The sequence below is a fragment of the Actinopolymorpha singaporensis genome (genome assembly GCF_900104745.1).
In the GTDB taxonomy this organism is placed as follows: Bacteria; Actinomycetota; Actinomycetes; order Propionibacteriales; family Actinopolymorphaceae; genus Actinopolymorpha; species Actinopolymorpha singaporensis.
In genome coordinates this window covers 5340948-5355846 of record NZ_LT629732.1, presented here as the reverse complement: position 1 = coordinate 5355846, position 14899 = coordinate 5340948, and the positions used below count along the sequence as shown (strand labels likewise).

Below are 14899 nucleotides of genomic sequence, written 5' to 3'. Positions count from 1 at the left end.
TGCCCGGGCCGTTCCGCGAGCACCGACCGAACGCACGGCCCGCGTGGCCGGTTGAGCCCAGCCGGGGCGGGTGCCAGGACCCGGCACCTCCTTTTCGGTAACCTGCCAAGGCGGGGACACGTAGCGTTCAGGCGGAGGGCAGGACACAGTGGCAGAGCAGACGAGCTCGAGCGTCACCATCGCGGCGGAGCCGGCGCAGATCATGTCCGTCATCGCCGACTTCGAGTCCTATCCGAGCTGGGCGGCAGCGGTGAAGGAGGCGGAGGTGCTCTCCGTCGACGACCGGACTGGCCGGCCGGAGCGGGTTCGCTTCGTCCTGAACGCCGGTGCGATCAAGGACGAGTACACCCTCGGCTACACCTGGGACGCCGACCGCGAGGTGCGCTGGACCCTGGTGGAGGGCAAGGTCGTCAAGGCGATGGACGGCGCGTACACCCTGCGCGACAAGGGCCGCGGCAACACCGAGGTCACCTATCGGCTGGCCGTGGACGTCACGTTCCCGATGATCGGTCTGATCAAGCGCAAGGCGGAGAAGGTCATCATCGACACCGCGCTGAAAGAGCTGAAGAAGAAGGTCGAGCAGAGCTAGGACTCCCTCCGAGTACGCCCTGGGGGCGTCCGGTGGCTCGGCTCGCGCGGCCGACGGGTGACAGCGACGGTTTCGGCGCATGCGTTACCCGATAACCTCTGCCGGAAGCTCGGGTCCGCTCCTGGTGCCCCGGCCACCCGACGGACCTGCCCGGGAGCATTGCTTCGGCATCTGCAACAGACGGTGAGAGGGGCACACTGGCGTGAGTGACGTGCGCGAGGCCGGTCAGGAGAGTCCGGTGAGTACGCCGACGGCTGCGAAGGCCGCTGCCGGCGTCGAAGGCTCGTCCGGGCTGACCATCGGCGTGGACGTCGGCGGCACCAAGATCGCCGCCGGGCTGGTCGACAACAACGGAAAGATCGTCGCCGAAGGCCGCCGGGAGACCCCCGCCACCAGCCCACCCGAGATCGTCGCCGCGATCGTCGAGGTCGTGAAGGAGCTCCGAAGCCGCGCGGAGGGCCGCGAGGTCGAGGCGATCGGGGTCGGCGCTGCCGGCTTCGTCGACGCCAGCCGCTCCGAGGTGCTGTTCGCGCCCAACCTCGCGTGGCGCAAGGAGCCGTTGAAGGAGGCCGTGCAGGCCCGCACCTCCCTGCCCACCGTGGTGGAGAACGACGCGAACGCCGCCGCCTGGGCGGAGTTCCAGTTCGGCGGTGGACACGACGTCGACGACATGATCCTGCTCACCATCGGTACCGGGCTCGGGGGCGGCCTGGTCCTCAACGGCGAGCTCTATCGTGGCGCGTTCGGTGTCGGCGGCGAGGTCGGCCACTTCCGGGTCGTTCCCAACGGCCACCTGTGCGGCTGTGGCAACCGTGGCTGCTGGGAACAGTACGCCAGTGGTCGCGCGCTCGTGCGGGAGGCCCGCGACTTCGCCCGGTCCAGCCCGTCGCAGGCCGACGCGCTGCTCGAACTCGCCGGCGGCAAGGCCGACCGCATCGAAGGACCGATGGTGACCAAGGCCGCGGCGGCCGGTGACACCGCGGCGACCGAACTCGTCCAGGACCTCGGCCGCTGGCTCGGTGAGGGCATCGCCACCCTGGCGGCCGTACTCGACCCCGCCGTCGTGGTCATCGGCGGGGGCGTCTCCGAGGCGGCCGACCTGCTGCTGGAGCCGGCCCGGAACGCCTTCTGGCGGCAGCTCACCGCGCGCGGCCACCGGCCGACCCTGGAGATCCGCCCCGCGGTGCTCGGCAACGAGGCCGGCATCATCGGGGCGGCCGACCTCGCTCGGCGGCGATGATGGCGTTCATCCAGGCACTGACCGTCGGGGTCGACATCGGCGGGACGAAGGTCGCCGCCGGGGTGGTCGACCCGGAGGGCAACATCCTCGAACGTCTCCGGCGGGACACGCCCTCGACCAGCCCGCAGGCCACGGAGGACACCATCGCCGACGTGGTGGCGGAGTTGCGCAGCCGGTACGAGGTGACCGCAGTCGGTATCGGTGCCGCCGGTTGGATCGACGTGACCGGTGCCTCGGTGCTCTTCTCGCCACACCTGGCCTGGCGGCACGAACCCTTGCGGGACGCCGTGCGCCGCCGGGTCCGGCTGCCGGTGATCATCGAGAACGACGCGAACGCGGCCGCCTGGGCGGAGTGGCGGTTCGGTGCCGGCCAGGGGGAGAGCCACCTGGTCTGCGTGACGCTCGGCACCGGCATCGGCGGCGCGGTGGTGACCGACGGCGTGATGCTGCGCGGGAAGTACGGCGTGGCAGGGGAGTTCGGCCACATGACGATCGTTCCCGGCGGGCACCGATGCGAATGCGGCAACCGCGGCTGCTGGGAGCAGTACGCCAGCGGCAACTCCCTGGTCCGCGAGGCCCGTGAGCTCGCGGCGTCCGGCTCGCCGGTGGCGCAGAACCTCCTCGACCGGGTGGGCGGCGACCCGCTGCGGATCACCGGGCCTTCGGTGACGGAGGCGGCCAAGGACGGCGACCCGGTTGCGGTCGAACTGCTGGAGGAGGTCGGCCGCTGGCTCGGTGTGGGACTGGCCAATCTCGCCGCGGCGTTCGACCCGGGTACCTTCGTGGTCGGCGGCGGAGTGTCCGAGGCAGGGGACCTCTTCCTGGCACCGGCGCGGGACACTTTCAAGCGGTCGCTGACCGGACGGGGCTTCCGCCCCGAGGCTCAGATCCAGCGCGCGGCGTTGGGCAACGAGGCCGGCCTGGTCGGGGCCGCCGACCTGGCCCGGGAGAACATCCGGCTGTTTCGCCGACGCCGTCGTCGCCGCCGTCCGGCGAGCGAGCGACTGCGCGAGCGCGTCGACCGGCTGGCCGACATCTAGGGGAGGTGCGCGGCCCCCCCGGGACTCCCTCTCGGCCGGGGCCGGATTTCCCTGTATACACAGGGAAATCTCGAAGTTTCGTGACACGCCAGAGGAGCGTTCGGCCCACGAGCGGTGCCGGACCGGGTGTCGGCGTTGGATCGGGTCACAACCCGAAACCTGTGGGTCTTACGCCGTAGCCCCGCCCTCGGGGGCGGAGCACTCTTCGCTGCGGCTCGGACCGTGGGCCGGACCCCTCGGGCGGTACGTATTCGGGGTGGCCGTGGGTGCTCATGCGGACTTGCCAGCCCTTGTGGTGGACGGCGGTGCGGTGGTAGCGGCAGAGCAGTACGCCGTCCGCGGACGCGCCGGTGCCGGGTGGACCTCGTTTCTCCTCAACCCGTTGCTCACAAGGGGTTGTCACTCCGGGCCGAGGATGGTCGGTGCCCGGTCGGCGTCAGGTCAGCGCTCGATCAGGGTGAGCTCGAACGCGTACCTCGCGGCCCGGTAGACGTGTGAGCCGTACTCCACCGCCCGGCCCACGTCGTCGTACGCGGTCCGGGTCATGGTGAGCAGCGCGGCGCCCTTGCTCTCGTGCAGGTCCTTCGCCTGCGCGGCCGAGGCGGCGCACGCCCCGATCGTCTGCCGGGCGACGCGGAGCTGGATTCCCGCGCCTCGGAGTACGGCGTACAGGCCGTTCGCCTGCAGCTGCTCGGCGGTCACGTCGACCAGCCCGGGTGGGAGGTAGTTGGTCATCAGAGCCAGTGGCTCGTCCTGGGCGTACCGCAGCCGGCGGATCCGCAGCACCTCCGCCTCGGCGGGCAGGCCGAGCGCGGCCGCCGCCTCTTCCGGTGCCGGGCACAGCCGCAGGTCGCGCACCACCGTCGTCGGGTGCTGACCGGCGCGGACCAGGTCGTCGTACAGGCTGGAGAGTTCGATCGACCGGCGTACCTGCGACTGGACGACCTGGGTGCCCACCCCGCGCTTGCGGACCAGCAGCCCCTTGTCCACGAGGTACTGGATGGCCTGGCGCATGGTCGGCCGGGACAGGGACAACTGGTCGGCCAGGACGATCTCGTTCGGCAGCTTGGCGCCCGGTGCGAGCCGGCCGGCGACGATCTCGCGTTCGATCTGCTCGGCCACCTGGAAGTAGAGCGGCACCGGGCTACGCCGGTCCACCGTCACCGCGAGTGGTGTCACGCTCGCTCCTAGGCTGGGATCACTGAGGTCGGAAGGTCTCTGGCAGGGAGAAGTAGGTCGGTCCAGGTCGCTTGTACGGGGTAGCAGCTGGGTCGCCGTCGGCGTCCAGTGTGCCGTACGGCCACCCCGACAGCCTAACGTCATAATGTCCTGACAAACTATTGACACGGTCGTAACAGGAGAGAACACTCTCCCGAGTACTCCCCGGACGAGAGGGCGGGCATGAAGGTCGGACTGGTCGGCGTCGGACGGATCGGGGCACTCCACGCCGGCACCCTGCGTGATCTGCCGGGTGTCGACACCGTTCTCGTCGCCGACGCCGATCCCGGCCGGGCGAAGGTCTGCGCGGACCGCTTCGGGCTCACCCCCGTAGGAAGCGTCGACGACCTGTTCGCCGCCCGGCCCGACGGAGTGGTGATCGCCGCACCCACCGCCGCACACGCCGACCTCGTGGGCCGGGCCGCCCGTACCGGCGTGGCGGTCTTCTGTGAGAAACCCCTCGCGCCCGACGCTGCCGGCACTCGCGCGGTGCTCGCGGAGGTCGAGGCCACAGGGGTCCCGTTGCAGGTCGGCTTCCAGCGCCGCTTCGACCCCGGCTACCAGGCGGCGAGGCAGCGGCTGCGGTCCGGCGAACTCGGCCGGCTGCACTCGGTATGGGCCTGCACCCTCGACCCCGCGCCGCCTCCCGCCGAGTACCTGCCCACATCGGGCGGAATCTTCCGTGACTGCGGAGTACACGACTTCGACGCGGTGCGCTGGGCGACCGGTGCGGAGGTCGTCGAGGTGCACGCCACCGGCGCCAACCGGGGAGCGGACTTCTTCGCCGCGGCCGGCGACGTGGACACCGGGCACGCTCTGCTGACTATGGACGACGGGACGCTGGTGTCGGTCGCGGTGTCGCGCTACAACGGCGCCGGTTACGACGTACGGCTGGAGTTGCACGGATCACTGGGCACCGCGGTCGCCGGGCTCGACGACCGCGCTCCGCTGACGTCCACCGAACCCAGGGCGCAGGGGACGAAGTCCCGGCCGTACGCCAACTTCGCCGAACGTTTCGCCGCCGCCTACGTCGCCGAACTCGCGGCGTTCGCCGACGTGGCGGCCGGCCGGATCCCGTCGCCGTGCGGCGGTGAGGACGCGCTGGAGGCGTTCTACGTCGCGGACGCCTGTGAACTGTCCCGTCGGGAAAACCGTCCCGTGCGGATCGAGGAGGTACGCCGGTGAGCTATGACCTGATCACCATGGGCCGGGTCAGTGTCGACCTGTATCCCAACGACGTGGGTGTACGCCTGCCGGAGGTGACGTCGTTCGCGAAGTTCCTCGGCGGCAGCGCCACGAACGTCGCGGTGGCCGCCGCCCGGCACGGCCGGCGGTCGGCGGTGATCACGCGTACCGGCGCGGATCCCTTCGGCGACTACATCCACCAGGCGCTGCGAGGCTTCGGCGTGGACGACCGGTTCGTCACGCCGGTGCCGCACCTGCCCACGCCGGTGGTGTTCTGCGAGATCTTTCCGCCGGACGACTTTCCGCTGTACTTCTACCGCTATCCCAAGGCGCCCGACCTGGAGTTGTACGAGTCGGAACTGGACCTCGACGCCATCCGCGCCGCCAGGATCTTCTGGGTGACCGGCACCGGCCTGTCCGAGGAGCCCAGCCGGGCCACGACCCTGGCCGGGCTGCGGACCCGTGAGCATCGTTCGCACACCGTGCTCGACCTCGACTACCGGCCGATGTTCTGGAACGACGTGGAGACGGCGCGCTCGGTGATCGGCACCGCCGTCGAGCACGCCACGGTCGCGGTCGGCAACCTGGACGAGTGCGAGGTCGCCGTGGGCACCCGCGACCCGGACAAGGCCGCGCAAGCGCTGCTTGACAGAGGCGTGGAACTCGCCGTGGTGAAGCAGGGACCGCGTGGTGTGCTGGCGCGCACGCGTACCGAGGAGACCGTCGTACCGCCGGTTCCGGTGGACGTGGTGAACGGGCTCGGTGCCGGCGATGCCTTCGGTGGTGCTTTGTGCCACGGACTTCTGTCCGGTTGGGACCTGACGCGGGTGATGCGGTTCGCCAACGCCGCCGGGGCGTACGTCGCGGGGCAGCTCGCGTGCGCGGACGCGATGCCCGACGAGGCCGAGGTCGACGCTCTGCTGGCGAAGGTCGCCCCATGACCGGTCCGGTGGGGAACGCCCAGACGGTGGCCGCCACGCGTACGGCCGCGACGGTCGACGTGGAGGCGTTGGCCACAAGGCGGTTCACCGATCCCGGGGCGATCGCCCGGGCCTACGCGAGTCGTCGCCGCCGACCGCTGGTCGGGCCGAGCGGCCGGCTGATGATCGTGGCGGCCGACCACCCCGCGCGCGGAGCCCTGGGCGCGGGCAGGCGAGGCCTGGCGATGGCCGACCGGGCCGAGTTGCTCGGCCGGTTGCTGGTCGCGCTCGACCGGCCGGGCGTGGACGGCGTGCTCGCCGCGCCGGACGTGATCGAGGACCTCCTGCTGCTCGGTGCGCTGGAGGACAAGGTCGTCATCGGCTCGATGAACCGCGGCGGCCTGCCGGGCGCGGCGTTCGAGGTGGACGACCGGTTCACCGCGTACGACCCGGCGAGCATCGCCCGGCACGGGCTGGACGCGGGCAAGATGCTGTTGCGCGTCGACCTGGCCGACCCGGACACCGCCACCACCCTGGAAAGTTGTGCACGTGCGGTGAGTGCGCTGGCCGAGCACGGCCGGATCGCGCTGGTCGAGCCGTTCCTGTCCCGCCGGCTCGACGGGCGGCTGACCAACGACCTGGGTGGTGAGGGGGTACTGCGGTCGGCGGTGATCGCGGCCGGGCTCGGCACGACCAGCGCCTACACCTGGCTGAAGCTGCCCGTGGTCGCCGACGCCGACGAGATGGAACGCGTGGCCGCGGCGACCACCCTGCCGGTGATGCTGCTCGGCGGTGAGGTCGCGGCCGACCCGGACGCGGCGTACGCGCGGTGGGCTAAGGCGCTCGCCCTGCCCACGGTGCGCGGGCTGGTCGTGGGGCGCTCCCTGCTCTATCCGCCCGACGACGACGTCGCCGCCGCGGTCGACACCGCCGTGAGCCTGCTCCCGACGGCCGCCGCGCCGTCGACTGACGGCGCGGCTCAGACGGACAGCGCACTCCCGACGGCTGCAACGACCGAAACGGACACCGCGCCCGCGACGACCCCGACGGATCTGGAGGCATCGTGAACCACCACCTACCCGCCGGGTCGCTGGCGGAGGACGGCTGGAGCCTGCGGCTCACGCCCAAACAGGCCGGCTGGACCTACAGTGGCCTCTCCACGCTCGACCTCGCCGCCGGCGCCTCGCACGCCTTCTCCACCGGCGAGGACGAGCTGGTGGTGCTGCCGCTGTCCGGGCAGGACGTACGCGTGGAGTGCGAGGGCACGGCGTACGACCTGGCCGGCCGGGCGGACGTGTTCTCAGGCGTGAGCGACTTCGTGTACGTGCCGCGGGGCGCCGAGGTCACCGTCTCCTCGCGTACCGGCGCAAGGGTGGCGCTGCCGTCCGCGCGCTGCGAACGCCGGTTGCCGGTGCGGTACGGCCCGGCCGACCAGGTACCGGTGGAGTTGCGCGGCGCCGGGCAGTGCAGCCGTGAGGTACACAACTTCGCCGCCGCGGGCGTCTTCGAGGCGGACAAGCTGATCGCGGTGGAGGTGCTCACTCCCGGCGGCAACTGGTCGTCGTACCCGCCGCACAAGCACGACGAGGACCGGCCCGGGCAGGAGTGCCCGCTGGAGGAGATCTACTACTTCGAGGTCGCCGACGGCCCCACCGGTCCCGGCGTCGCCTACCAGCGCGTCTACGGCACTCCGGAGCGCCCGATCGACGTGCTGGCGGAGGTCCGCACCGGCGACGTGGTGACGATCCCACACGGCTGGCACGGTCCGTCGATGGCAGTGCCCGGCTACGACCTGTACTACCTGAACGTGATGGCCGGACCCTCGCCCGACCGGGCCTGGCTGATCTGCGACGACCCGGCCCACGGCTGGATCCGCGACACCTGGACCGACCAACCCGTCGATCCCCGACTGCCGATGACGAACCGATGACGAGCCTGTTGACGACCCTGTTGACGACCCTGACGACGAACCTGACGACGAACAACGGAGGGCAGCGATGAGCGACGGCGCATCCACGGTCCGGCTGACGGTGGGGCAGGCCCTCGTCAGGTTCCTGGCCGCGCAGTGGTCGGAGCGCGACGGTGTGGAGCAGCGGTTCTTCGCCGGTTGCTTCGGCATCTTCGGGCACGGCAACGTCGCGGGTGTGGGGCAGGCGCTGGCACAGGCCGCCCACGCCGACCCCGACGAGCTGCCGTACTACCAGTCACGCAACGAGCAGGCGATGGTGCACGCGGCGGTCGGCTTCGCCCGGATGCGTGACCGGCTGCAGACCTTCGCGTGTACGACGTCCATCGGCCCCGGCGCCACCAACCTGGTGACCGGCGCCGCCCTGGCCACGATCAACCGGATCCCCGTCCTGTTGCTGCCCGGCGACATCTTCGCCACCCGGGTCGCCAACCCGGTGCTGCAGGAGCTGGAGGACCCACGTTCGTACGACGTCTCCGTCAACGACACCTTGCGTCCGGTGTCGAGGTACTGGGACCGGATCAACCGCCCGGAACAGCTGGTCCCGGCCGCGTTGGCGGCGATGCGGGTGCTCACCGACCCGGCGGAGACCGGTGCGGTGACACTCGCACTGCCCCAGGACGTCCAGGCCGAGAGCCACGACTGGCCGGTGGAGTTCTTCGCCCGCAGGGTCTGGCACGTCGCCCGCCCGGTGCCGGAGCCGGCGGTGCTGGACCGCGCCGTGGAACTGATCCGCTCCGCCCGGCGGCCGCTGCTGGTCGCGGGTGGCGGGGTGATCTACTCCGGCGCGACGCAGTCACTGGCCGACTTCGCCGCGGCGACGGGCGTTCCGGTCGCGGAGACCCAGGCGGGCAAGGGCTCCTTGACGTGGGACCATCCGGCCGCCGTCGGTGCGATCGGCGCGACCGGCACCACCGCCGCCAACGAGCTGGCCGCGCAGGCCGACGTGGTGATCGGTGTCGGCACCCGCTACAGCGACTTCACCACCGCGTCCAGGAGCGTGTTCGCCAACCCGGACGTGCGGTTCGTCAACGTCAACGTGGCGTCCTTCGATGCGGCCAAGCACGCCGGGCTGGCGGTGGTCGCCGATGCCAAGGCAGCGTTGACAGCGCTGGGCGAACGCCTGTCCGGCTGGCAGGTCGACACCGACTACCGCGGCCGTACGGCCGAACTGGCCGGCAACTGGCAGCGGGTCGTCGACGGTGCGTACGCCGCGACCGCGCCCACCAACCTCGCCCAGACCGCCGTGCTCGATGCGGTCAACGAGGCGGCCGGCGAACGCGGCGTGGTGATCAACGCCGCCGGCAGCATGCCGGGTGAGCTGCACAAGCTGTTCCGCGCCAGGGACCCGAAGCAGTACCACGTGGAGTACGGCTACTCCTGCATGGGCTACGAGATCGCCGCCGGACTCGGCGTGCGGATGGCGGCGCCGGACCGGGAGGTGATCGTCCTGGTCGGCGACGGCTCCTACCTCATGCTGGCGCAGGAGATCGTCACCGCGGTGCAGGAGAACGTCAAGCTCACCATCGTCCTGGTGCAGAACCACGGCTACGCCTCGATCGGCTCGCTGTCGGAGTCGGTCGGCTCCGAGCGCTTCGCCACCAGCTACCGCTACCGCAACCCGAAGACCGGTGCGCTGGACGGCGACGTGCTCCCGGTGGACCTCGCCGCAAACGCCGCCAGCCTGGGCGCCGACGTCATCCGCGCCGGCAGCCTGGAGGAGTTGCGCTCCGCGCTGGCGAAGGCTCGTGAGGCCACCCGGACCACCCTTGTGCACGTGGAGACCGATCCGCTCACCGGTGCTCCCGACTCGCAGGCGTGGTGGGACGTCCCGGTCGCCGAGGTCTCGACGCTGGAGGCGACGCAACGGGCGCGGGCGGAGTACGACAAGAACAAACCCAGCCAGCGGCACTACCTGTAGGTCGGCAGCTGTAGGACGACGGCGTCCGCCGGGGACCACCGCCGGCACCAACCGGGCGCCACCACCAGGCACCACACGCGGCACTACCAAGAAGAAGGTTTCGGTCATGTCCACCAGCGACTCCACCAGCAGCGGCAGCACCACGCGCGGCCCGGCCACGTCCGGGGAGGGCCGCCCGAGCATCGTCGAACACTGGATCGGCGGTGTCCCGACGCCCGGCACCTCGACCCGTCGCGGTCCGGTGTGGAACCCCGCGACCGGCGCCCGCCAGGCGGAGGTGGTGCTGGGTACGCCGACGGACGTCGACCTCGCCGTGCAGACCGCGGCGAAGGCGTTCGCCGGCTGGCAGGACGTGTCGGTCAGCAAGCGGGCGAAGATCCTCTTCTCGTTCCGTGAGCTGGTCAACCGGCACGTCGACGACCTGGCCCGGATCGTCACCGCCGAGCACGGCAAGGTGCTCTCCGACGCGCGCGGAGAGGTGCTGCGCGGGCTGGAGGTCGTGGAGTTCGCCTGCGGGATTCCCCAACTGCTGAAGGGCGAGTTCTCCGAGCAGGTCTCCTCCGGGGTGGACGCGTACTCGTTCCGGCAGCCGCTGGGAGTGGTGGCCGGCATCACGCCGTTCAACTTCCCCGTCATGGTGCCGATGTGGATGTTCCCGATCGCGATCGCCTGCGGCAACACGTTCGTGCTCAAGCCCTCCGAGCGTGACCCGTCGGCGTCCAGGCTGATCGCCGAGCTGTGGCAGCAGGCGGGCCTGCCCGACGGTGTGTTCAACGTCGTGCACGGGGACAAGGAGGCGGTCGACGCGTTGCTCGAGCACCCCGACGTGGCCGCCGTGTCGTTCGTCGGGTCGACCCCGATCGCGAAGTACGTCCATCAGAACGCCGCGAAGGCCGGCAAGCGGGTGCAGGCGCTCGGTGGTGCGAAGAACCACGCGGTGGTGATGCCCGACGCCGACCTGGACTTCGCCGCCGACCACATCACCGCGGCCGCGTACGGCTCGGCCGGTCAGCGCTGCATGGCGATCTCGGCCGTGGTGGCGGTCGGTGCCGCGGGCGACGCCCTGGTGGAGAAGCTGCGCGAGCGCGCCGCCACGGTGAAGGTCGGCCCGGGTGTGGACGACACCGCCGAGATGGGTCCGGTCGTCACCCCGCAGGCCCGTGACCGCGTGGTCGCGGCCGTCCAGCGGGGGACGGAAGAGGGCGCGACGCTGGTCGTGGACGGCCGCGGCCTCCGTGTCGGCGGGTACGAGGACGGGTTCTTCGTAGGCCCGAACCTGCTCGACCAGGTGACGCCGGCGATGAGCGTCTACCAGGAGGAGATCTTCGGCCCGGTCCTGGTGGTGCTGCGGGCGGAGACCCTGGCCGAGGCGATCGCACTGGTGAACGCGAACCTCTACGGCAACGGCACCGCGATCTTCACCGACAGCGGAGAGACGGCGCGGACGTTCCAGCGTCGGGTCACCGTGGGAATGATCGGCGTCAACGTGCCGATCCCGGTCCCGATGGCGTTCTACAGCTTCGGTGGCTGGAAGGACTCCTTGTTCGGCGACCGGCACGTCCACGGCCCGGAGGGTGTCGGCTTCTACACCCGGGGCAAGGCGGTCACCTCCCGGTGGCCGCACGTGGACCACGTCTCCGACGCGGCGTTCCACTTCCCGACGTCGGGCTGACGAAGAGCGGAGATCCCCACCCGGCAGGCCGGTACGACCGACCTCGGCGTGACCCGCAAGTGCAGCAGTGCAGCAACGCAGCGACGTAGTGACGTAGCGACACAGTACGGCGACACCGCAACGCAGCAAGGCAGCTACGCAGGTTCCGAAGCGATGGCCCGGTCGTATGCCGACCTTTCGAAGGGGAGGACCGATGAGATTCGTCCGTGGGCTCGGTGTGTTCGCCGTGGCGGCGATGCTCACCCTTGCCGGCTGTTCCAACTCCGCGCCGCAGCAGTCGGGCACCGACGCGGGCGGCGCCGGTGGTGGTGGAGGTGCCGCCGCCGGAGGTGGTGGGGACAAGGCCGGTGGCGACAAGGGCGGTGCGGCGAAGTCCGACCTCACCGTCGCGGTGGTCACCCACGGCCAGGCCGGTGACTCGTTCTGGGACATCGTGAAGTCCGGGGCGGACCAGGCAGGCAAGGACGAGCACGTCAAGGTCACCTACAACGGTGACGGCGACCCGGCCCGGCAGAGCCAGCTGATCGACAACGCCGTCGCTTCGCACGTGGACGGACTGGTCGTGTCGATGGCCAACCCGGACGGCGTGCGGGAGAGCGTCCACCGGGCGGTCAAGGCAGGCATCCCTGTCGTCACGATGAACTCCGGCCTGGAGAAGTACAAGGAGTTCGGCGCGATCACCCACGTCGGGCAGAGCGAGGAACTGGCCGGCGAGGCGGCCGGCCGCAAGCTCGCCGAAGCAGGGGTGAAGAAGGTGCTGTGCGTGGTGCACGAGGCCGGCAACGTCGGCCTGGAGGCCCGCTGCAACGGCGTACGCAAGACCCTCGGCGGCACGGTCCGCAACCTTCAGGTGGACGTGTCCAACGTCGCCGACGCACAGAACACCATCAAGGCCCAGCTGCTCGCCGACAAGAGCGTCGACGGTGTGCTCACCCTCAACCCGGTGATCGCCAAGGCCGCCGTATCGGCCCGGCAGGAGGCCGGGAGCAAGGCGAAGCTGGCGACGTTCGACGTGTCCGCCGACATCTGCGCGGCGATCGCGCGGGGCGATATGCTGTTCGCGGTCGACCAGCAGCCCTACCTGCAGGGCTATCTGCCGGTGGTGTTCGTGGCGCTGAAGGTCCGCAACGGCAACGACGTCGGCGGTGGGCAGCCGGTCTACTCCGGGCCGGGCTTCGTCACCAAGGAGAACGCCGAGCAGGTCGGCAGGTTCGCCGACCGCGGGACACGGTGACGCCATGGCCTCCGAACCCGTGCGCACGCGGGGCGCGCGAAGTGCCGAGCCCTCCGAGCACACCGAGGAGCCACCGGGCGCGGTGAGCACGCTCACGCGGGTGCTCCGCCGGCCCGAGGTCGGCGCGGCCGTCGCGGCGGTGGCGGTGTTCGCGTTCTTCGCCGCGATGACCCGCACGTTCCTCACCCCGGGTGGCGTCGCCACCTGGCTGGACTCCGCGGCGCTGTTCGGGATCATGGCGATCGCGGTGGCGCTGCTGATGATCGGCGGCGAGTTCGATCTGTCGGCCGGCACGATGGTCGGCTCCACCGGCCTGATCGTCGGCATCCTCACCACGCACTCCGGTGTCAACGTGTGGTTGGCGGTGGTGCTGGCGCTGGCGTTCGCCCTGCTGGTGGGGGCGGGCAACGGCCTGCTGGTGATGCGCACCGGCCTGCCGAGCTTCATCGTCACGCTGGGCACGTTCTTCGTTCTGCAGGGGCTCAACCTCGCGGTCACCAAGGCGCTCATCGGACAGGTGGCGGTGCAGGGACTGGACCGGGTACCCGGTTTCTACGACGTGAAGTGGATCTTCGGTTCGACGGTCGTGGCGTTCGGAACGGTGTTCCAGGTCTCCATCGCCTGGTGGATCGGGCTGGCCGCGGTCGCCACGTGGATACTGCTGAGGACGCGTGCCGGCAACTGGATCTTCGCCGTCGGCGGGGCACAGACCAGTGCCCGCCAGGTCGGCGTACCCGTGCTGACCACCAAGGTCGGACTGTTCATGACGACCGCCGCGGCGGGCTGGCTGGCCGGCATGCTGCAGTTGTTCCGTACGTCCACCGTGCAGGCGTCCACCGGGGTCGGCCAGGAGTTCATCTACATCATCTGTGCCGTGGTGGGCGGCTGCCTGCTGACCGGCGGGTACGGCTCGGCCATCGGCGCGGCGCTCGGCGCTCTCATCTACGGCATGACCTACCAGGGCATCGTCTTCGCCCAGTGGGACAACAACTGGCTGAAGACGTTCCTCGGCGTGATGCTGCTGGCGGCCGTGCTCGTCAACACCTACGTGCGCAGGCGGGCGGAGGTGAGCCGGTGAGCACCACGGAAGAGCGCGCCACCCCGGCCGTCGTGGGCACACCGCTGGTGGAGGCGGACCGGATCGGCAAGTCGTACGGCAGTGTCGTCGCCCTGCACGAGGTGAGCGTCACCGTGCGGGCCGCGGAGGTCATCTGTGTGCTCGGCGACAACGGAGCGGGCAAGTCCACGCTGATCAAGATCCTGTCCGGCGCGCACGCGCACACCTCGGGGGAGTTGCGGGTGGACGGCACACCCACGACCTTCGCGAGCCCGCGGCAGGCGCTGGACGCCGGGATCGCCACGGTGTACCAGGACCTCGCGGTCGTGCCGCTGATGCCGGTGTGGCGGAACTTCTTCCTCGGTTCGGAACTCACCAGGGGCAAGGGGCCGTTGCGGCGGCTGGACGTCGGGCGGATGCGGTCCACCACCCGGGAGGAACTGGCCCGGATGGGGATCCACCTGCGCGACGTCGACCAGCCGATCGGCACGCTGTCCGGCGGCGAGCGACAGTCCGTGGCGATCGCCCGTGCGGTGTATTTCGGTGCGAGGGTCCTGATCCTGGACGAACCCACCGCCGCCCTCGGGGTGAAACAGTCGGGTGTCGTACTGAAGTACGTCGCCGCCGCCCGGGAGGAGGGGCTCGGCGTGGTGTTCATCACGCACAATCCGCACCATGCCTACCTCGTGGGTGACCGCTTTGTGCTGTTGAAGCGAGGCAGGATGGCCGGGAGTCACGTACGGGCGGACATCGGCGTCGCCGACCTCACGCGGGAGATGGCCGGCGGTGCGGAGCTGGAGGCGCTGAGCCACGAGCTCAGCGAGAAGTAACGAGCAACGCCAAGAATCACGGCAACA

12 protein-coding genes and 1 pseudogene are annotated in these 14899 nt (G+C 70.7%); 12 read left to right on the top strand and 1 reads right to left on the bottom strand.

Going from position 1 to position 14899, the window contains the following annotated elements; genetic code table 11:
• Positions 1 to 148 precede the first annotated feature (148 nt).
• The 3 genes from BLU27_RS23990 to BLU27_RS23980 all read left to right on the top strand — a co-directional run bounded on the left by BLU27_RS23990 (position 149) and on the right by BLU27_RS23980 (position 2869).
• The gene (locus BLU27_RS23990; protein ID WP_092655894.1) at positions 149 to 589 is read left to right on the top strand and encodes an SRPBCC family protein; all 441 of its coding nucleotides are present in this window, start codon (positions 149 to 151) and stop codon (positions 587 to 589) included.
• A 202-nt stretch (positions 590 to 791) separates the two neighbouring features.
• The gene (locus BLU27_RS23985) at positions 792 to 1829 is read left to right on the top strand and encodes an ROK family glucokinase (protein ID WP_422386064.1); all 1038 of its coding nucleotides are present in this window, start codon (positions 792 to 794) and stop codon (positions 1827 to 1829) included.
• Positions 1829 to 2869, top strand: a complete 1041-nt coding sequence (locus BLU27_RS23980) for an ROK family glucokinase (protein WP_092655893.1) — start codon at positions 1829 to 1831, stop codon at positions 2867 to 2869. The genes BLU27_RS23985 and BLU27_RS23980 overlap by 1 nt, the downstream gene beginning before the upstream one ends.
• A 441-nt stretch (positions 2870 to 3310) precedes the next feature.
• Here the strand turns inward: BLU27_RS23980 and BLU27_RS23975 are convergent, their stop codons facing one another.
• Positions 3311 to 4048 carry a GntR family transcriptional regulator gene (locus BLU27_RS23975; protein WP_241827611.1) on the bottom strand — a complete coding sequence of 246 codons (738 nt, stop codon included), beginning with the start codon at positions 4046 to 4048 and terminating at the stop codon, positions 3311 to 3313.
• 222 nt (positions 4049 to 4270) lie between these two features.
• On the opposite strand from BLU27_RS23975, the gene BLU27_RS23970 reads away from it, so the two are divergent.
• The 9 genes and pseudogenes from BLU27_RS23970 (at position 4271) to BLU27_RS23930 (ending at position 14872) form a co-directional block, all read left to right on the top strand.
• Positions 4271 to 5272 (top strand): Gfo/Idh/MocA family protein, encoded by a 1002-nt coding sequence (locus BLU27_RS23970; protein ID WP_092655891.1) that lies wholly within the window; start codon positions 4271 to 4273, stop codon positions 5270 to 5272.
• Positions 5269 to 6213 (top strand): 5-dehydro-2-deoxygluconokinase, encoded by a 945-nt coding sequence (gene iolC, locus BLU27_RS23965; protein WP_277869254.1) that lies wholly within the window; start codon positions 5269 to 5271, stop codon positions 6211 to 6213. Before BLU27_RS23970 ends, iolC begins: the two co-directional genes overlap by 4 nt.
• Positions 6210 to 7148, top strand: a pseudogene (locus BLU27_RS23960) (Cgl0159 family (beta/alpha)8-fold protein); the annotation flags it as partial. The gene iolC and the pseudogene BLU27_RS23960, both read left to right, overlap by 4 nt.
• A 107-nt stretch (positions 7149 to 7255) precedes the next feature.
• Entirely contained in the window at positions 7256 to 8122 is an 867-nt protein-coding gene (gene iolB / locus BLU27_RS23955; RefSeq protein ID WP_092655890.1) for a 5-deoxy-glucuronate isomerase, read from the top strand.
• A 67-nt stretch (positions 8123 to 8189) separates the two neighbouring features.
• Entirely contained in the window at positions 8190 to 10079 is a 1890-nt protein-coding gene (iolD, locus tag BLU27_RS23950; RefSeq protein ID WP_092655889.1) for a 3D-(3,5/4)-trihydroxycyclohexane-1,2-dione acylhydrolase (decyclizing), read from the top strand.
• 106 nt (positions 10080 to 10185) lie between these two features.
• Entirely contained in the window at positions 10186 to 11751 is a 1566-nt protein-coding gene (locus BLU27_RS23945; protein WP_092655888.1) for a CoA-acylating methylmalonate-semialdehyde dehydrogenase, read from the top strand.
• A gap of 193 nt (positions 11752 to 11944) precedes the next feature.
• Positions 11945 to 12985: a sugar ABC transporter substrate-binding protein gene (locus BLU27_RS23940; RefSeq protein ID WP_092655887.1), complete on the top strand. Its 1041-nt coding sequence runs from the start codon at positions 11945 to 11947 to the stop codon at positions 12983 to 12985.
• Between the two features lie 4 nt (positions 12986 to 12989).
• Entirely contained in the window at positions 12990 to 14063 is a 1074-nt protein-coding gene (locus BLU27_RS23935; protein WP_092655886.1) for an ABC transporter permease, read from the top strand.
• Positions 14060 to 14872 carry an ATP-binding cassette domain-containing protein gene (locus BLU27_RS23930; RefSeq protein ID WP_092655885.1) on the top strand — a complete coding sequence of 271 codons (813 nt, stop codon included), beginning with the start codon at positions 14060 to 14062 and terminating at the stop codon, positions 14870 to 14872. The genes BLU27_RS23935 and BLU27_RS23930 overlap by 4 nt, the downstream gene beginning before the upstream one ends.
• Positions 14873 to 14899: the final 27 nt, after the last annotated feature.